This window comes from Cupriavidus sp. 86D6, from assembly GCF_057815095.1.
This window is the reverse complement of sequence record NZ_JBYPSB010000004.1, coordinates 65,913-81,349: the sequence shown is the minus strand read 5'-3', so window position 1 is coordinate 81,349 and position 15,437 is coordinate 65,913. Positions and strand designations below refer to the sequence as shown.

Here is a 15,437-nt window from a genome sequence, read left to right as displayed (position 1 = left end):
ATGTCTGATACGTTACTTTTTCAAACAGGCGTCGGACGGTCAGACGCCCAGGTAGCGGTCCAGCGCCGCCGGCGTGGCGGCCAGGCTGGCGGCGGGCCCCGCCATGACCACCTGCCCTTTTTCGAGGACGACCACGCGGTCGGCATGCGACAGCACCGCCCGGTAATTGCGATCGACCACGATCGACGCGATGCCGGTCCCCCGCACGGTGGCAATCACGTTCCAGATCTCGTGGACGATGCGCGGCGCCAGCCCCTCGGTAGCCTCATCCAGGATCAGGCAGTCGGGGTTGGTCATCAGCGCGCGGCCGATCGACAGCATCTGCTGCTCGCCGCCGGACAGTTGCTGCCCACCATGGGATAGCCGTTCCTTGAGTCGCGGAAACAGGTCGAGCACGCGTGCCTCGTCCCAGTCCTTGCGGCCGCCGCAGCCGGCCCGCGCCGCCATCACCAGGTTCTCGCGCACGCTCAGATTCGGAAAAATGCCACGCCCTTCTGGGACGTAGGCGATGCCAAGCCGGGCCACCTCGTGCGGCCGGGCGCGCGACATCTCGCGGCCAGCCACGCGGATCGTACCGGCGCGTTCGCGGACATGGCCCAGCAGCGTACGCAGCAGCGTGCTCTTGCCCATGCCGTTGCGGCCCAGCAGCCCGACGGTCTCGCCCGCGTTGACATGGAAGTCGATGCCACGCAGCACGTGGCTCGATCCATACCAGGCGTTGACGCCGCTGGCGTCGATGATGGCGTTGGTGCTCATGCGCCGGCCTCCTGCCGCTGGCCCATCTCGTCCTCTTCGCCCAGGTAGGCCAGCTGTACCTCGCGATTGGCGCGGATGCTGGCCGGATCGCCCGATGCGATGACCGTGCCGTTGACCATGACCGTGATGCGGTCGGCCACGGCGAACACGGCCTCCATGTCGTGTTCGACCAGCAGGATCGCGTGCCCTTCGCGCAGGCCGCGCAGCAGGTCGAGCATGCGGGCCGATTCCTCGGCACCCATGCCGGCCAGCGGTTCGTCCAGCAGCAGCGCCACGGGCTCGGTGGCCAGGCACATCGCCACTTCCAGCTGCCGCTTCTGGCCGTGGGCCAGTTCGCTGGCCACGCGGCCCGCATGCTGCGCCAGCCCCGCGCGCTCCAGCGCCTCGTCGGCCAGCGCCCGGCTGGTGCGGCAGCCTTGAGCGGATTCCCATAGCCGCCACGCACGCTGGGCGCGCGACTGGGCGGCCAGCCGGCAGTTCTCGCGCACGGTCAGCGGCAGGAAGATATTGTTGCGCTGGTAGCTGCGCCCCACCCCGTGGCGCGCCAGCCTTGGTTGCGCCCAGCCGGTGACCTCGTGCCCCTGCAGATAGAGCCGGCCTTCGGACGGCGGCAGCTCGCCGGACAGCAGGTTGATCAGCGTCGACTTGCCGGCGCCGTTCGTACCGATCACGGCGTGGATTTCATTGAGGTGCAGCGACAGGTCCACCTGGTTGACCGCCGTCAGGCCGCCAAAGCGGCGCGACAGCATCTCGGCCTGCATCACCGGCGCCGATGTGGAATGGTTCATACGGCCTCCCGGCTCTGCGCGTTGGGGTCCGCCGCGCCGGCATGGCGGCGCGCGCGGCGCGGCCCACGCTGGCGCAGCACCGCCGGCACGCTCACCAGCCCGCGCGGCAGCAGCGCCACCGCGACGATGATGAAGCCGCCCATCAGCAGTTGCCAGTGCCGGGTCAGCGTGCCGAACCACTCGGCCAGCAGCACGAACGAGAACGCTCCCAGCACGGCCCCGGCCAGGCTGCCCACGCCGCCCAGGATCACCATCAGCATGGCATTGCCCGACTGGTGCCACGACGCAATCTCCGGGTTCACGAAGCCGAACTGGATCGCATACAGGAATCCCGCCAGCCCGGCCAGCATGCCGCCCGCCACGAAGGCGCCCAGCTGATAGCGATAGGTGCCAAAGCCGGCCGCGCGCATGCGCTGCTCGTTATGGCGAATGCCCACCAGCGCGTGGCCGAAACGCGAGCGCAGCAGCAACGCCAGCAGCGCCACGGTCAGCACCAGCGCGGCCAGCACCAGCCAGTAGAAGCGCACCGGATCGTTCACCGTGAGCGGCAGTTCCGAGAACAGGCCGAATTCGGGCCGGAAGTAGATATAGGTGCCATCGCTGCCCCCGGCGATCTTGGTGTCGTGGAACACGAAATACACCATCTGGGCAAAGGCCAGCGTGACCATGATGAAGTAGATGCCGCGCGTGCGCAGCACCAGCGTACCCACCACCAGGGCCAGCGCGCCCGCCGCGCCCACCGCGCCCAGCAACAGCAGCCAGCCGTTGCCCGCGCCGCTCTGGGGCGCCAGCATGGCGGTGGCATAGGCCGCCATGGCGAAATACGCCGCGTGTCCAAGGCTCACCAGCCCGGTGTAGCCGATCAGCAACTGCAGCGACAGCGCGAAGATCGCCATGATCATCACCTTGCTGAGCAGCTCGATGTAGTACTTGTGGCTGTCGGCGGTCAGCACCAGCGGCGCGGCGCACAGCACGGCCAGCGCGATGGCCCAGCCCAGCGCGGCCAGCCACGCGGGGCGCCGCACTGCCTGGGGCGCGGTTGTCGAGATGTCGGTTTGCATGTTCCCTTCCTGCTCAACCCGCGCGGAACAGCCCTTGCGGCTTCCACAGCAGGATCACGGCCATCAGCAGGTACACCAGCACGCCGGCGGCGTCCTGCCAGAACACCTTGCCGAACGTGTCGACAAAGCCGATCAGCAGCGAGGCCACCAGCGCCCCCTTGACCGACCCGATTCCGCCAATCACCACCACCACGAAGCAGATGATCAGCACCTGCCCGCCCATGCCCGGGTACACCGACGACACCGGCGACGCGATCATCCCCGCCAGCACGGCCAGCGCCACGCCCAGCGCGAACACGAAGCGGTACAGCACCGTCACATTGATGCCGAGCGACTGCACCATCTCGCGGTTGGTGGCGCCGGCGCGGATCATCATGCCCACCCGCGTGCGGCGGATCACGTAGTACATCGCGCCTGCCACGAGCAGGCAGACCGCCGAAATGAACAGCCGGTACACCGGATAGGTCATGTCGTTGCCGATCGGCAGGGCCCCGTCCAGCAGCGCGGGCACCGGCACGCCATGGACGTCGTCGCCCACCAGGATGCTGCGCAGTTCCTCGAAGACCAGGATCAGCCCGTACGTCATCAGCACCTGCTGCAGGTGGTCACGCTGGTACAGGTAGCTGAAGAACGCCCATTCGAGCAGGTAGCCGAACAGCACGGCCAGCACGATGCCCAGCGGCAGCGCGATAAACAGGTTGCCGGTCAGGCTGGCCAGCGTGAACGCCAGGTAGGCCCCCAGCATGTAGAAGCTGCCATGGGCCAGGTTGATCACGCCCATGATGCCGAAGATCAGCGTCAGCCCGCTGGCCACCAGGAACAGCAGCAGGCCGTACTGCACGCTGTTCAGGCACTGGATGAGGAAGGAAACGATGTCCATCGTGAAACCGGCCGTGCCGTATGGTGGGTCGTGGGTGCCGTGGGTGGCTGGGCGGAACGCCTGTGGCCGCGCCGGTTCAGATGCGGCAGCCGCGCGCCGGATCGGCCAGCGCCTTCACTGCCACGGCGCTGACCTTGTTCTCGCGGCCATCCACGCGGCGAAGGTAGAAGTCCTGCACCGGGTTGTGTGCCTTCGACAACGTGAACGCGCCGCGCGGGCTGTCCACCCTGGCCGCTTCCATGGCCTTGATGATGTCCGGCTTGCGCGTCATGTCGCCCTTCACCGCGTTGGCGCCGGCGGCCAGCAGCTGTGCGGCGTCGTAGCCCTGCACCGCGTAGACGTCCGGCTGCAGCTTGTAGGTCTTGGCGTAGTCCAGGCGGAAGGCCTTGTCGCGCGCGTTGTTCAGGCCATCGGCGTAGTGCAGCGTGGTCTCCAGCCCCTGGGCGGCGGCGCCCTGCGCCTCCAGCGTGCCATCGGTCAGGAAGCCCGAACCGTAGAGCGGGATCTTGTCCTTCAGCCCGGCTGCCTGCCAGTCCTTGACGAACTTGACCGCACCGCCGCCGGCAAAGAACACGAACACGGCGTCCGGCTTGAGCGACGCCACTTCGGTGATCAGCGCCTGGAACTCGACGTTCGGGAACGGCAGGCTCAGTTCCTTGACCACCTTGCCGCCCTTGGCCTCGAAGGCCTCCTTGAAGCCCTTGACCGACTGCTCGCCGGCCGCGTACTTCCAGGTGAGCGTGACCACCTTCTTCATGCCACGATCGGCCAGCACGTGGCCCATGGCATAGCCGGGCTGCCAGTTCGAGAACGACGACCGGAAGATATTGGGGCCGCACAGCGGGCCCGTGGCTTCGTCCACGCCCGCATTGGGGATGATCAGCAGCGTGTTGTTTTCCTTGGCCACCTTGACGATGCCCATCTGCACGCCCGAATGCACGGTGCCGACCACCACATCCACCTGATCGCGCCGGATCAGCTTGGTGGCGTTTTCCGGTGCCTTGGCCGGATCCGATTCATCGTCCACCTTGAAGTACTCCACGTCGCGCCCGCCCAGCTTGCCGCCCTGCTGCTGCACATACATCCGGAAGCCGTTCTCGATGGCCGTGCCCAGCGCCGCATAGGTGCCCGTGTACGGCAGCATGAAGCCGACCTTGACCTTGCCACCGGCCGGGGCGGCCGGCGCGGTCTGGGCCAGGGCGGCGCCGCCGGTGGCCAGCAGCGCGCTGGCGGCCAAGGTGACGACAGACAGACGACGCGCGTGCAGCAGCCTGCGCAATGCATTGCGATGCATGGAATCTCCTCCTGGTGGTCTGAAGCCGGTGGCGCCGCGCGCACCGGACCGGTGCCGGCCCGGCTGTCGCCGCCAATTATTTTAGGATTGAAGTATTTGCCGTTATAAACGCCGCGGTCGCCGCCGTCAATGCACCCGCCTGGTCACGGTGCGGCGAATGCCCACAGCGCGCGAGTTTAAGCAGTACCGTTTGCGGGGCATATCGCTGGATACCCTCGATCTGGGCCATGGTGCCGTACTCGTCGTCCTCGCCCTGCACGGCCAGCACCGGGCAGCGGATGCCGTCCAGCAACGGGCGCAGGTCGAAATGGCGAAATTCCGGGTTGAGCCAGATATCGTTCCAGCCCCAGAACGCCGAATCGACGTCGGCATGGTGGCGCGCCAGGCGGGCGCGCAGATCGGTGTGCCGGTAGGTATCGCGCGTGGTGGCGATGCTGCGCACCGACAGGTCCTCGACAAAGATGTGGGGCGCCAGCACGGTCAGGCCGTCCACGCCATCAGGAAAGCTTGCCGCGTAGATCAGCGCGATCGACCCGCCGTCGCTGTGGCCCAGCATCCACGGCCTGCCATGCTGGCGGCCGGGGCCGATGCCCAGCGCATCGAACAGCGCCGGCAACGCCTCGCGAGCCTGGCGGTGCATGAAATCGACACCCCATTTTTCATCATGCGGCCGCGCGGAGGAACGCCCGTAGCCGTAGCGCGAGAACACCAGGCCCCGGAAATCGCCGGCGTCGCAGAACTGGCGCGGAAAGTCGCGCCACATGCTGATCGAGCCCAGTCCCTCGTGCAGGAACACCACCAGCGGCCGCCGCGTGCGTGCCGGCCTCAGCCATTGGTACTCGACGTCGATCTGCCGCCCGTCGAACGGAATCCGAACCAGTTCGCTACCCATGTCACTACCCCTTCACCACGCCTGCCCGCGCCCGCCAGGCCGACTGCCCGGTCACACGCCGTCAACGATACCTCACGACTGCCGCGCGGCTTCCTCGCGCTGGCGCAAGCGGAATCGCTGAATCTTGCCGGTGGCCGTCTTCGGCAACTCGTCCACGCATTCGATCTGCCGCGGATACTTGTACGGCGCCAGCTTGGCCTTGACGAAAGCCTGCAGTTCGGCGGCCATGCCGTCGTGCCATTGCTGGCCCGGGCGCAGCACCACGAAGGCCTTCGGCTTGATCAGGTCGTCGCCATCGGGCACGCCGATCACGGCCGCCTCCAGTACCGCCGGATGCTGGGCCAGCACGGCCTCCACCTCGAACGGCGACACATAGATGCCACCGACCTTCAGCATGTCGTCGCTGCGGCCCGCGTAGGTGTAGTAGCCGTCGGCATCGCAGACATACTTGTCGCCGCTGCGCGTCCAGGCGCCCACGAAGGTATCGCGGCTCTTGTCGCGATTGCACCAGTACATCAGCGCGGCCGACGGCCCCTTGATAAACAGGTCGCCAATTTCGCCCGGCGCGCACGGCTCGCCCTGTTCGTCGAGCAGCTTCAGTTCATAGCCCGGCACCGGGCGGCCCGTGGTTCCGTAGCGCACTTCGCCCGGCCGGTTCGACAGGAAGATGTGCAGCATCTCGGTGGAGCCGATGCCGTCGAGAATGTCGCAGCCGAAATGCCCCAGGAAACGGTCGCCGATATCGCGCGGCAGCGCCTCGCCGGCCGATGTGCAGACCCGCATCGCCACATCGGCGCGCGGCGGCAGGTCGGGGGCGGCCAGCATGCCCGCGAACAGCGTCGGCACCCCGCAGAAGACGGTCGGCCGATGCTTGACAAGGCGCTGGAATACCGCCTGGGGCGTCGGCCGCTCGGCCATCAGCACCGTGGTGGCCCCCACCGACAGCGGAAACGTCAGCGCATTGCCCAGCCCATAGGCAAAGAACAGCTTGGCGGCCGAGAACACCACGTCGTCTTCGCGGATGCCCAGCACCCGGCGCCCGTACAGATCGGCCGTGTGGAACAGGTTGCCGTGGGTATGGACCGTGCCCTTGGGGCGGCCCGTCGAGCCCGACGAATACAGCCAGAACGCCATGTCGTCGGGGCCCGTGGCGGCTACGGTGGGCGCGGGATCGGCACCGGCCACCATGCTGGCGACGGTGGGGCCCGGTGCGTCGGCCATCGGCGCCGTCCCGGGCGCGGCCACGATCACGTCGGGCGCAAGCCCGGCCTTGTCGATGGCGGCCTGCATCGTGCCGAGCAGCGGCGCCGACACCACCACGGCCCGGGCGCCGCTGTGCGCCAGCATGTACGCGTAGTCGTCGACCGTCAGCAGGGTGTTGACGGCCACCGGCACCACGCCAGCCAGCAGGCAGCCCAGAAATACCGTGGGAAAGTCGATCGTATCGAGCGCGCACAGCAGGACGCGCTCCTCGCGGCGGAACCCGGCCCGGTGCAGCGCGCCGGCAAAGCGGCGGCAGCGATCGTCCAGTTCGGCAAAGGTCAGCGTCGTGGTGTCGTCGATATAGGCGAGCTTGCCGCCCCGCCCGGCCTGCCGGTGGCGCGCGAGCAGGTCGTCGGCGGCGTTGTAGCGGGCGGGCAGCGCGGTCACGGCGAAGGCGGCCGTCGCGGTTGCCGAGCCGGGCGCCTCGCCAGCCGATGCCATCGATGCAGCCGGGGATACAGCCGGGGACACCGCCTGCGCTGCCGTGCCGGCAGCCGCGGTGCTAGGGATCGGGGGCGTCATGTCTCCACTCCTCTGACCACCCGGATCGTCGCCAGCCACAGCACGCGGTCTGGTATGGCTTCCAGCAGTTTGTCTTCTTGTACCGACAGCCACGCGCAGCGCCGCCGTGATGTCGATGCATTTTATTTCATATCGACTATTATGCAAGCAAGGGTATGCACTATATAGCCGAAGCGACCATGCACTCGCACGCATGCCGTGTCCGTATAATGCGTCGCCCGATCCAACGGACCATTCTCCATACCAGCATGCGTCGCGACCCCGACACGCTCCTGCCTCCTGACGACCGCGCCGACCCGCGCGCGGAGCCCCGCGCCACGGGCGAGCGCGACCCCTATCTGACGCAGCTTGGCGAACGCATCCGTTCGTTGCGCGCGGCGCGCGGGATGTCGCGCAAGGACCTGGCACGCGGCGCCGATGTCTCGGAACGCTACCTGGCCAATCTGGAAACCGGCACCGGCAATGCCTCGGTGCTGTTGCTGCGCCAGGTTGCTCGCGCGCTGGACGTGCCGCTGCCCGTGGTACTGGCCGAGGTGGACGGCCACGCCACCGGGCACGGCGACCCCGCGGCCGCCGAATTCTCGCAACTGGTGCAATGGCTGGCACAACTGCCCGCCAGCGATCTGGCGCGCGTGCGCGAGGCGGCGCAGCAAGCGTTGTCGCCAGCGGAATCGCGCGACGCGCGGCATCGCCGCATTGCGCTGATCGGGCTGCGCGGCGCCGGCAAATCCACGATCGGCCGCGCGCTGGCGGCCGCCGAAGGCATGCCGTTCGTCGAACTGAACGTGGCGATCGAGCAGGAGGCCGGCGCCAGCCTGTCAGAGATCCACTCGCTCTATGGCCAGGCGGCCTACCGGCGCTATGAAATGCGCGCGCTCGAACGTGTGCTGCGCGAGCACGACACGATGGTGCTGGCTACGCCGGGCAGCCTGGTATCGGAACCCGCCACCTTCAACCTGCTGCTGTCGCGGTGCCTGACAGTCTGGGTACGGACGTCGCCGGAGGAACATATGGCACGCGTGGTCGCCCAGGGCGACATGCGCCCGATGGAAGGCAACCGCGAAGCCATGACCGACCTGCGCCGCATCCTGCAGGCGCGCACCCCGCTCTATTCGCGCGCGGACGTGTCGATCGACACCAGCGGCCAGGACGCCGCGTCGTCGCTGCAGGCGCTCCAGGCCCAACTGCGCCAGCTTCGCCACTAGACCTGCCTGCCGCCGCGGACGGTCGGGGGCCAACGGGAAGATTTCCAGCGCGTGCGGGGCTTGCATCGTCCGTGGCGATGCACTATATTTCATCGCAAACGATACGGAACTATAGTGCATCAAGGAGACGCCCCCATGTCGACGGATACCGCCACGCCCGCCCCTGCCCCGGTGACCTTCGAGCGCCATCCCGACCAGTATCGCCACTGGAAGCTCACGTTTGATGGCCCGATTGCCACGCTGGCCATGGACGTCGACGAGGACGGCGGCCTGCGGCCCGGGTACACGCTGAAACTCAATTCCTACGACCTGGGCGTGGATATTGAACTGCACGACGCGCTGCAGCGCATCCGCTTCGAACATCCGGAAGTCCGCACCGTGGTGCTCACCAGCGCGAAGGACCGCATCTTCTGCTCGGGCGCCAATATCTTCATGCTGGGCAAATCCAGCCATGCCTGGAAGGTGAACTTCTGCAAGTTCACCAACGAAACGCGCAACGGCATCGAGGATGCCAGCCGCCACTCCGGCATCAGGTTCATCGCGGCCTGCAACGGCACCACCGCCGGCGGCGGCTATGAACTGGCGCTGGCCTGCGACGAAATCGTGCTGATCGACGACCGCTCGTCGGCCGTGAGCCTGCCCGAGGTGCCGCTGCTGGGCGTGTTGCCCGGCACCGGCGGGCTGACACGCGTGACCGACAAGCGCCGCGTGCGCCGCGACCACGCCGACATCTTCTGCCTGACCACCGAAGGCGTGCGCGGCCAGCGCGCCAAGGACTGGCGCCTGGTGGACGATGTGGTCAAGCCCGCCCGCTTCACCGAACACGTGCGCGAACGCGCGCAGGCACTGGCCGCGCAAAGCGACCGGCCCGCCGGCGAGGCCGGCGTGGCGCTGACGCCGCTGGCGCGCCAGACCAGCGACACCGGCTATCGCTATGACACCGTGCGCGTCGACATCGACCGCGACGCGCGCCACGCCACGATCACCGTGAGCGCCCCCACCGGCGAAGCGCCCACGGACGTGGCGAGCATCGTCGCCGCCGGCGCACAGTGGTGGCCGCTGAAGATGGCCCGCGAGCTCGACGACGCCATCCTGACCCTGCGCGCCAACCACCTCGACATCGGCATGTGGATCCTGAAGACCACGGGCGACGCCGCGCAGGTGCTGGCCGCCGATGCCCTGATGGAGGCCCACGCCAGCCACTGGTTCGTGCGCGAGACCATCGGCATGCTGCGCCGGACGCTGGCACGGCTGGATGTATCCTCGCGCAGCCTGTTCGCGCTGGTGGAACCGGGTTCGTGCTTTGCCGGCACGCTGCTGGAACTGGCGCTGGCCGCCGACCGCACCTACATGCTGCATATGCCGGATGCTCCCGGCGAGGCCCCGCACCTGCATGCCGACGCCGCCAATTTTGGCCGATATCCGATGCCGAACGGGCTGACGCGCATCGCCGCACGGTTCTATGAAGAATCCGATGCGCTGGCCGCCGTGCGCGCGCAGGCGGGCCAGCCGCTCGACGGCCCTGCGGCCGAGGCGCTGGGGCTGGTCACGGCCGCGCTGGACGATATCGACTGGGAAGACGAGATCCGCATCGCCATCGAGGAACGCGCAAGCCTGTCGCCCGATGCGCTGACCGGCCTGGAGGCCAACCTGCGCTTCGGGGGCCACGAGACCATGGAAACGCGGATCTTCGGCCGGCTCACGGCCTGGCAGAACTGGATCTTCAACCGCCCCAACGCCGTGGGCGAGCACGGGGCGCTCAAGGTCTTCGGCACCGGCAACAAGGCACGCTTCGACTGGGACCGGGTCTGACCGCCGCCCGCCACCCCTGACAACGATAAATGGAGACCGCGATGAGCATCGACTACAGCCAGAAGATTCCGAACAACGTCAACCTTTCGGAAGACCGCACGCTCCAGCGCGCACTGGAACACTGGCAGCCGGCCTTCCTGGACTGGTGGCGTGACATGGGTCCGGACGGCTCGCACAATTTCGATGTCTATCTGCGCACGGCGGTGTCGGTGGACCCGTCGGGCTGGGCGCACTTTGACCACGTGAAGATGCCGGACTACCGCTGGGGCATCTTCCTGCAACCAGCAGATGCCGAGCGCAAGATCCACTTCGGCGAGCACAAGGGCGAGGCGGCCTGGCAGGAAGTGCCCGGCGAGCACCGCGCCAACCTGCGGCGCATCATCGTCACGCAGGGCGACACCGAGCCCGCGTCGGTGGAGCAGCAGCGCCACCTGGGCCTGACCGCGCCATCGCTCTATGACCTGCGCAACCTGTTCCAGGTCAATGTGGAGGAAGGGCGCCACCTGTGGGCCATGGTGTACCTGCTGCACCGCCACTTCGGCCGCGACGGCCGCGAGGAAGCCGAGGCGCTGCTGGGCCGACGCTCCGGCGACGAGGACAACCCGCGCATCCTGGGCGCCTTCAACGAACGCACGCCCGACTGGCTGTCGTTCTTCATGTTCACGTACTTCACCGACCGCGACGGCAAGTTCCAGCTTTGCGCGCTGGCCGAATCAGGCTTCGATCCGCTGGCGCGCACCACGCGCTTCATGCTGACCGAGGAAGCCCACCACATGTTCGTGGGGGAATCGGGTGTGTCGCGCGTGATCCAGCGCACCTGCGAGGTCATGCGCGAGCGCGACATCCAGGACCCGGCCGACGTGCGCGCCGCCGGCGTGATCGACCTGGAAACCATCCAGCGTTATCTGAATTTCCACTACAGCGTGACGATCGACCTGTTCGGCGCGGACCAGTCGTCCAACGCCGCCACGTTCTACAGCGCCGGCCTCAAGGGCCGCTTCGAGGAAGGCAAGCGCGCCGACGATCACGTGCTCAAGGGGGACGTGTACCGTATCCTGGAAGTCCGGGACGGCAAGCTGGCCGAGCGCGAGGTGCCGATGCTCAACGCGCTGAACGAGGTGCTGCGGGACGACTACATCAAGGATTCCGTGGGCGGGGTGGCGCGCTGGAACAAGGTGATCGAGAAAGCCGGCATTCCGTTCCGGCTGACGGTGCCGCACAAGGCGTTCAACCGCAAGATCGGCACGTTCGCAAACCTGCATGTGTCGCCCACCGGCGATGTGATCGGCGAAGCCGAGTGGCACGCCAACAAGGACAAGTGGCTGGCCACCGACGCGGACCGCAGGTACGTGGCATCGCTGATGGGCCGGGTCGTCGAGCCGGGCAAGTTCGCCAACTGGATCGCCCCGCCCGCCATCGGCATCAACCGCCAGCCGGTGGACTTCGAATACGTCCGCTTCAACTGAATTTGCGAAGGAACCGACGATCATGGGCGCCGCCGACATCATCAAGCAACATCTGATCGATCCGGAAATCTGCATTCGCTGCAACACCTGCGAAGACACCTGCCCGATCGATGCCATCACCCACGACGACCGCAACTACGTGGTCAAGGCCGACGTCTGCAACGGCTGCGGCGCATGCCTGTCGCCCTGCCCCACCGGCGCCATCGACAACTGGCGCACCATGTTCAAGGGGCAGGCCTACACGATCGAGGCGCAGCTGGGCTGGGACGAACTGCCCGCCGAGGTACCCCTGACCGATGCGGTGATCGATGCCGCCATCGACGCCGCGGCAGCCGCCGACCAGGCAATTGGCGAGGCCGTGGCATCGAGCAAGCCGGTGACGATGCAGGCCGTGGAAACCAGCCGCCATACCTCGCCCAAGGCGCCGTGGTCGGCGGCACATCCGTACGTCAACCTTCATGGGGTCCGCGAACCCTTGACCGCCACGGTGGCCGGCAACTACCGGTTGACCGAGGCCGATGCGTCGAGCGATATCCACCATATCGTGCTGGACTTCGGCAATCAGTTCTTTCCGGTGCTGGAAGGCCAGGCCATCGGCATCATCCCGCCTGGCACCGATGCGTCAGGCAAGCCCCATTACATCCGCATGTACTCGGTGGCCAGTCCGCGCGATGGCGAGCGCCCCGGCTACAACAACCTGGCGCTGACCGTGAAGCGCGTGGACACCGACCACGACGGTAATCCGGTCAGTGGCGTGGCCTCCAATTTTCTGTGTGACCTGAGCAAGGGCGACACAGTGCAGGTCGTCGGCCCGTTCGGCAACACGTTCCTGATGCCGAACCACCGCGAGGCCAGCGTCATGATGGTCTGCACCGGGACGGGATCGGCCCCGATGCGCGCCATGACGGAGCGGATGCGGCGCAACATGAACCACTTCACCGGCCGCCGCCTGCTGTTCTTCGGCGCCCGCAACCGGCGCGAACTGCCGTACTTCGGCCCGCTGCTGAAGCTGCCCAAGGATTTCCTGGACATCCACTTCGCGTTGTCGCGCGACCCCGAGGTGCCCCGCCGCTATGTGCAGGATGCGATACGCGACGCCGGCGCCAATGTCGCCGCACTGCTTGGCGACCCGCATGGCTACGTCTACATCTGCGGGCTCAAGGGCATGGAGGAAGGCGTGCTTGAGGCATTTTCCGAGGTATGCGCGACGGCGGGGCTGTCGTGGGCCGAGGTCGAGACCCGCCTGCGCGCCGAAGGCCGGCTGCACATCGAAACCTATTGACCGGGAGTGTCCGGAACGGGCTCGATTTGCGACTTCCCAACTGAAACCTGCCGCCTATAATGTTTCTCAAGAAACAGGAGACGATAGGCGATGCAATCGAGGCAGATCCCCGAGACTGCGCCCGCCGGCAGCCCTGACGCCGGCGTGACGCTGACCAAGGCAGTGATGCGCGCGGCCGGCTTCCTGGGCATCAGCCAGGCCATCGTCGCCAGCGTGCTCGGCATCAGCACCGCGTCGGTATCCCGCATGGCCTCCGGCGGCTATGTGCTCGACACGCATCGCAAGGAATGGGAATTCGCCGTCCTGTTCGTCCGCCTGTTCCGGTCGCTGGACGCTATCCTCGGCCATGAGGAGCAGGCGCGACTCTGGCTGACCCACGACAACATCGCGCTTGGCGGCAAGCCGCTGGAGCTGATCCGCACCACCGAGGGCCTCGTTCGTGTCGTTCACTACCTGGACGCCACCCGCGGTCGCATCTGAGCGCAAGCTGTTCGCGCTCACGCTCTGGCGGGCCGTTGAAGCCCAGCATGTTGTCTCGACCATGCCCCTGGTTGACACCCTCGAAGAGCAGGCCGTCCTGGAAGCGGTGATCGATGCCGGCAAACCCGTCGTCCCCCCCGACGCACGCGCCCTGCACTACCTGATCTTCACGCCATTCCGCTATCCGACCACCGAATGGGGCTCGCGCTTCCGGGGTGGCCAGGACCCCGGCGTGTTCTACGGCGCGGAATCGATCCGTACCGCCTGCGCCGAACTGGGCTACTGGCGCTGGCGCTTCCTGATGGACTGCCCCGCCCTGCCCCGCATCGATGCACGCGCACAGACGCTGTTCCAGGTGGGTGTCCGCAGCGATGGCGTGGCACTGGACGTCCTGCCCTTCGCGCAGGACGCCGCGCAGTGGATGCACCCGGGCGAATACGGTCCCTGCCAGGCCTTCGCGCGCATTGCCCGGGAAGCCGGTGTCGGCCTGATCCGCTACACGTCGGTGCGCGATTCCGAGCCAGGCATCGGCGTGGCCGTGCTGACGCCGCGCGCGTTCGACCCGCCACAACCGCTGGCCACCACCACGTGGATGCTCACGGTGCGCCACGACCGCGTGATCTGGCAACGCGATGACCTGCGACAGCGCGACAGCTTCGAATTCGAAAGTACCCGCTGGCCGCCGCATCGCACAAGTGAATATCCCCCACCGGCCTGAACGCCCCGCCGCGAAAACGCTCCAATAGATCAGGCAGGTCAGGTGCAGCATGCATGCGCCTGATGGGCTGCCATCGCAGAACTTTTAAGTTTCTGTTGCAATGCGAAAACAGGTCACCTATAATCACAGCTTCGACGGACGCGGGGTGGAGCAGTCTGGCAGCTCGTCGGGCTCATAACCCGAAGGTCGCAGGTTCAAATCCTGCCCCCGCAACCAACCGATCATCATGGATCGGAACCGTCAAGCAGTCACACAGCAAACCCGCCAAACCGGCGGGTTTTTTGTTTCGCATCCCGGCCCCGCCACGCTGCATGTCAGGCGCGGTGCACCATCTGCGCACCATAAGCGCGTTGGGGGCGGGACATCACGCAGCCGCCAAAGCGAGTCTCCGGCGCGGTGATACACTTGCCCCCATTCTTCCCGGACGCCTCCCATGAAATTCTGCTCGAACTGTGGTCATGCGGTTGTGCTGCGCGTGCCCGAAGGCGACAACCGCCCGCGCAGCATGTGCGATAACTGCGGCACCATCCACTACGTCAACCCGCGCAACGTCGTGGGCACGATTCCGGTCTGGGAAGACAAGATCCTGATCTGCAAGCGCGCCATCGAGCCGCGCTACGGATTCTGGACCTTGCCCGCTGGCTTCATGGAAATTGGCGAAACTACGGCCCAGGCTGCGTCTCGCGAGACGCTCGAAGAAGCCGGCGCACGCGTGGAAGTGGGCGAGCTGTTCTCGATGCTCAACGTGCCGCATGTGCATCAGGTGCATATGTTCTACCTGGCCAAACTGAACGACCTGGACATCGCCCCGGGCGAAGAAAGCCTGGAGGTCAAGCTCGTCGATGAAGCCGACGTGCCGTGGGACGACCTGGCCTTCCCGACCGTGATCCACACGCTCCGCTGCTTCTTTGCCGACCGCGCCGCAGGCAGGATCGCCGCCGGCGACTTCCGTCTGCACACGCTCGATATCGACAAGCCGATGCGGCCGCTGACCAGCCGCGCCACCGTCACACCGTAA

The 15,437-nt window shown here is 67.0% G+C and carries 14 protein-coding genes and 1 tRNA gene; 8 read left to right on the top strand and 7 right to left on the bottom strand.

The window, feature by feature from the left end; all coding sequences use genetic code 11:
• Positions 1 to 39 precede the first annotated feature (39 nt).
• The 7 genes from AC3G88_RS11520 to AC3G88_RS11490 form a co-directional block, all read right to left on the bottom strand.
• On the bottom strand, positions 40 to 756 hold the full coding sequence (locus AC3G88_RS11520; protein ID WP_153948110.1) for an ABC transporter ATP-binding protein: 717 nt from the start codon (positions 754 to 756) through the stop codon (positions 40 to 42).
• On the bottom strand, positions 753 to 1,544 hold the full coding sequence (locus tag AC3G88_RS11515) for an ABC transporter ATP-binding protein (protein ID WP_488772880.1): 792 nt from the start codon (positions 1,542 to 1,544) through the stop codon (positions 753 to 755). The genes AC3G88_RS11520 and AC3G88_RS11515 overlap by 4 nt, the downstream gene beginning before the upstream one ends.
• Positions 1,541 to 2,605 carry a branched-chain amino acid ABC transporter permease gene (locus AC3G88_RS11510; protein WP_488893402.1) on the bottom strand — a complete coding sequence of 355 codons (1,065 nt, stop codon included), beginning with the start codon at positions 2,603 to 2,605 and terminating at the stop codon, positions 1,541 to 1,543. Before AC3G88_RS11510 ends, AC3G88_RS11515 begins: the two co-directional genes overlap by 4 nt.
• 13 nt (positions 2,606 to 2,618) lie before the next feature.
• Positions 2,619 to 3,485 (bottom strand): branched-chain amino acid ABC transporter permease, encoded by an 867-nt coding sequence (locus AC3G88_RS11505; RefSeq protein ID WP_066738371.1) that lies wholly within the window; start codon positions 3,483 to 3,485, stop codon positions 2,619 to 2,621.
• A gap of 76 nt (positions 3,486 to 3,561) precedes the next feature.
• Positions 3,562 to 4,779 carry an ABC transporter substrate-binding protein gene (locus AC3G88_RS11500; protein WP_488772878.1) on the bottom strand — a complete coding sequence of 406 codons (1,218 nt, stop codon included), beginning with the start codon at positions 4,777 to 4,779 and terminating at the stop codon, positions 3,562 to 3,564.
• Positions 4,780 to 4,855: 76 nt separating this feature from the next.
• Positions 4,856 to 5,671 carry an alpha/beta fold hydrolase gene (locus AC3G88_RS11495; RefSeq protein WP_488893401.1) on the bottom strand — a complete coding sequence of 272 codons (816 nt, stop codon included), beginning with the start codon at positions 5,669 to 5,671 and terminating at the stop codon, positions 4,856 to 4,858.
• Between the two features lie 72 nt (positions 5,672 to 5,743).
• The gene (locus AC3G88_RS11490) at positions 5,744 to 7,456 is read right to left on the bottom strand and encodes a benzoate-CoA ligase family protein (protein WP_488772876.1); all 1,713 of its coding nucleotides are present in this window, start codon (positions 7,454 to 7,456) and stop codon (positions 5,744 to 5,746) included.
• Between the two features lie 248 nt (positions 7,457 to 7,704).
• On the opposite strand from AC3G88_RS11490, the gene AC3G88_RS11485 reads away from it, so the two are divergent.
• From AC3G88_RS11485 to AC3G88_RS11450, 8 genes are all read left to right on the top strand, one after another.
• A complete protein-coding gene (locus tag AC3G88_RS11485; protein ID WP_488772875.1) occupies positions 7,705 to 8,661 on the top strand; it encodes a helix-turn-helix transcriptional regulator in 957 nt (318 codons plus the stop codon).
• 135 nt (positions 8,662 to 8,796) lie between these two features.
• A complete protein-coding gene (boxC, locus tag AC3G88_RS11480) occupies positions 8,797 to 10,473 on the top strand; it encodes a 2,3-epoxybenzoyl-CoA dihydrolase (RefSeq protein ID WP_488772874.1) in 1,677 nt (558 codons plus the stop codon).
• 41 nt (positions 10,474 to 10,514) lie between these two features.
• A complete protein-coding gene (gene boxB / locus AC3G88_RS11475) occupies positions 10,515 to 11,939 on the top strand; it encodes a benzoyl-CoA 2,3-epoxidase subunit BoxB (RefSeq protein WP_153948101.1) in 1,425 nt (474 codons plus the stop codon).
• A 22-nt stretch (positions 11,940 to 11,961) separates the two neighbouring features.
• Positions 11,962 to 13,221 (top strand): benzoyl-CoA 2,3-epoxidase subunit BoxA, encoded by a 1,260-nt coding sequence (boxA, locus tag AC3G88_RS11470; RefSeq protein WP_488772873.1) that lies wholly within the window; start codon positions 11,962 to 11,964, stop codon positions 13,219 to 13,221.
• A gap of 90 nt (positions 13,222 to 13,311) precedes the next feature.
• Positions 13,312 to 13,701 carry an MbcA/ParS/Xre antitoxin family protein gene (locus tag AC3G88_RS11465; RefSeq protein WP_153948099.1) on the top strand — a complete coding sequence of 130 codons (390 nt, stop codon included), beginning with the start codon at positions 13,312 to 13,314 and terminating at the stop codon, positions 13,699 to 13,701.
• Entirely contained in the window at positions 13,661 to 14,419 is a 759-nt protein-coding gene (locus AC3G88_RS11460; protein WP_488772872.1) for an RES family NAD+ phosphorylase, read from the top strand. Before AC3G88_RS11465 ends, AC3G88_RS11460 begins: the two co-directional genes overlap by 41 nt.
• Positions 14,420 to 14,558: 139 nt before the next feature.
• Positions 14,559 to 14,635: transfer RNA gene (locus AC3G88_RS11455), tRNA-Met, on the top strand.
• Between the two features lie 217 nt (positions 14,636 to 14,852).
• Positions 14,853 to 15,437: an NUDIX hydrolase gene (locus AC3G88_RS11450; protein ID WP_488772871.1), complete on the top strand. Its 585-nt coding sequence runs from the start codon at positions 14,853 to 14,855 to the stop codon at positions 15,435 to 15,437.